Origin of the sequence: Mesorhizobium sp. M7A.F.Ca.AU.001.01.1.1, assembly GCF_004022735.1 — a bacterium.
GTDB lineage: Bacteria > Pseudomonadota > Alphaproteobacteria > Rhizobiales > Rhizobiaceae > Mesorhizobium > Mesorhizobium ciceri.
Map to the genome: position 1 here is coordinate 1 of NZ_RZPF01000891.1, position 2,276 is coordinate 2,276.

General features: G+C 62.3%; 3 protein-coding genes. 1 reads left to right on the top strand and 2 read right to left on the bottom strand.

The annotated features are described in order from the left end of the window. Both EN884_RS33505 and EN884_RS33510 read right to left on the bottom strand, forming a co-directional pair. The coding region (locus EN884_RS33505; RefSeq protein ID WP_164895331.1) for a YcjX family protein at positions 1 to 605 on the bottom strand (605 nt) is incomplete at its 3' end. A 63-nt stretch (positions 606 to 668) separates the two neighbouring features. Beyond that, complete coding sequence (locus EN884_RS33510; protein WP_063167923.1) at positions 669 to 1,172, bottom strand: histidine phosphatase family protein; 504 nt, start codon at positions 1,170 to 1,172, stop codon at positions 669 to 671. A gap of 332 nt (positions 1,173 to 1,504) precedes the next feature. On the opposite strand from EN884_RS33510, the gene dksA reads away from it, so the two are divergent. Then, on the top strand, positions 1,505 to 1,921 hold the full coding sequence (gene dksA, locus EN884_RS33515) for an RNA polymerase-binding protein DksA (RefSeq protein ID WP_013531862.1): 417 nt from the start codon (positions 1,505 to 1,507) through the stop codon (positions 1,919 to 1,921). Positions 1,922 to 2,276 lie beyond the last annotated feature (355 nt).

The following is a 2,276-nucleotide window of genomic DNA, read 5'->3' on the forward strand; positions in this document are numbered from 1 at the left end:
CTCTCGGCCAGGCGGCGCGCCGTCATCTCGTCGGCATCGGCGTTCGGGTCGATCCCGGCCGATAGTGCCCGCCAGGCTTGCGACAGGTCCTCGCGCACCGGCAGAACGGCCATCTCAAAGGCTTCGTGGGAAAAATCGGCGAAGGATTTGCCGAGCAGCGGCAGATCGAGCAGCCATTCGCCGGGATAATCGACGATATCGACCGACAATCTGCCCGAGGAAAACATGCGGCTCCAGCCGGAAGCCGATTCATATTCGATGGTCAGCCGCAGCTCCGAAATGGCGCGCGTCGAATCGGGCCAGACGCGGTCGTTGACCAAGGCTGCGATGTGGTCCTCGTACTGGAAACGCGGCACCGCGTCGTCGGGCTGCTGCTCGAGGAAGGCGCGCGCGATGCGCCCCGATTTCTGCGCCTCGAACAGCGGCAGGCGCCCGCCATGGATCAAATTGTGGACAAGGGCCGATATGAACACCGTTTTGCCGGCGCGGGACAATCCGGTCACGCCGAGGCGCAGCGATGGGGAAAAAAGCCCGGTGGCGCGGCCCGATAGCGTGTCGAGGGCAATCCTCGCCTCGTCGGTGAAGGTGGTCAGCGATGATGCCAAAATATGCTCTCTCGAACTTCGGTCCGTCCGATATAGGCGCTGCAACAAGGCTTTGAAATGGCTTCAGAGATCGGCCGGCGTCAGGAACGCTTCGAGATAGCCGGTGCCTTGGGCGGCGCTGGCAAGATCGCCGTCGAAGCGGACGACCGCCAGGCCCGCGGTCGGGAACCCATGGTTCAGCGTGGCCCGCGCAGCCTCGTCGCCGCCGCCCGAAACTGCCATGGCAAGGTCTTCCATCATCGGGTTGTGGCCGATGACCAGCAACGAGCCCGATCCGCCATTGTTCCTGATAAGGTTGAGATAACCGGCCGCGTCCGCGCTGTAGAGCCCGTCGAAGAACAGGACCCGGCCGGTGTCGGTCTGGCCGGCCAGGCCTTCCAGCGTCTCTTTGGCGCGTTTGGCGTTGGAGCACAGCGTCCGGTCCGGAACATAGAGGCGGGAGCGCATGGCGGCGCCTATCATTTCGGCATCGGCGCGGCCGGACGCATCGAGCGGACGGTCGAAATCGCGCATGCCGGGCAATGCCCAGCCAGCCTTGGCATGTCGCAACAGATAAAGCCTGCTCACCCAACCTCCGAATGCCGAAGCCTTCCGGGATTAGCCACGAGAACGGCGTCGCGCACAATGGCCCGTGCTCTTCAAACACGGCGAATCAGCCAACGCTGGCTGCTGCAAAATGCGCTTGCATATCGGCCCCGGGGGCACCGCGATCAGGGAAAATATGCGTCACCGGATCCAAAGTGTCGCGGCGGAGTTTGTACCAAAGCGACCGTACGCGGCTGCAAAGACGCGTGCCCGGGTACTTTAACAATTGCGTGAAACAGCGGCCGATTGCGCTTGTGCAGGCGTCGGACGACGAATATATAGGCGCCAAATTTGGGGCAGTTTGGGTGAGTCGAATGAACGACATCGTTACCGCCGATTACGTACCCTCCGAAGACGAGCCGTTCATGAACGAGCGGCAGAAATCCTACTTCCGCTCAAAGCTCGTCACCTGGAAGAATGACATATTGCGCGAAGCGCGCGAAACACTGGAAATCCTGCAGCAAGAAAACGCCAACCACCCCGATCTGGCCGATCGCGCCTCTTCGGAAACCGACCGGGCCATCGAACTCAGGGCCCGCGACCGTCAGCGCAAGCTCATTGCAAAGATCGATTCCGCCCTGCAACGCATCGACGAAGGCACCTACGGCTATTGCGAAGAAACCGGCGAGCCGATCGCGCTGAAGCGGCTCGATGCACGTCCGATCGCGACATTGTCGATCGAAGCGCAGGAGCGGCATGAGCGCCGCGAAAAAGTCTATCGCGACGACTGAAGCTCACGGCCGGCTGTCTCGAACGAACTCGATTCTGAAAATGGCCGGTTTTCCGGCCATTTTCATTGGTGCGGCATCCACCGCTCAGGGCGCGCGAAGATCGAAAACCCTCGGGGCTTCGGACGAGGTGGTTCGGCAGCCGGACCGGCGACGGTGTTTCGCGGGGATAGCGACCCGGCGGTCGCTCATTTCTTCTGGCTGGAGAGTTCACCGAGAAGCTTGGTCATCTCGTCGTCGAGCGACTGCGGCGCCGCCGGCTTGCCCACCTGGCCGCCCGAACGGGGCTGGTCCAGCGATACTTCAAGTTCTCTCATCAGCGTGTCGTCGATGCTGTCCTGCACCGGCTGCGGTGGTG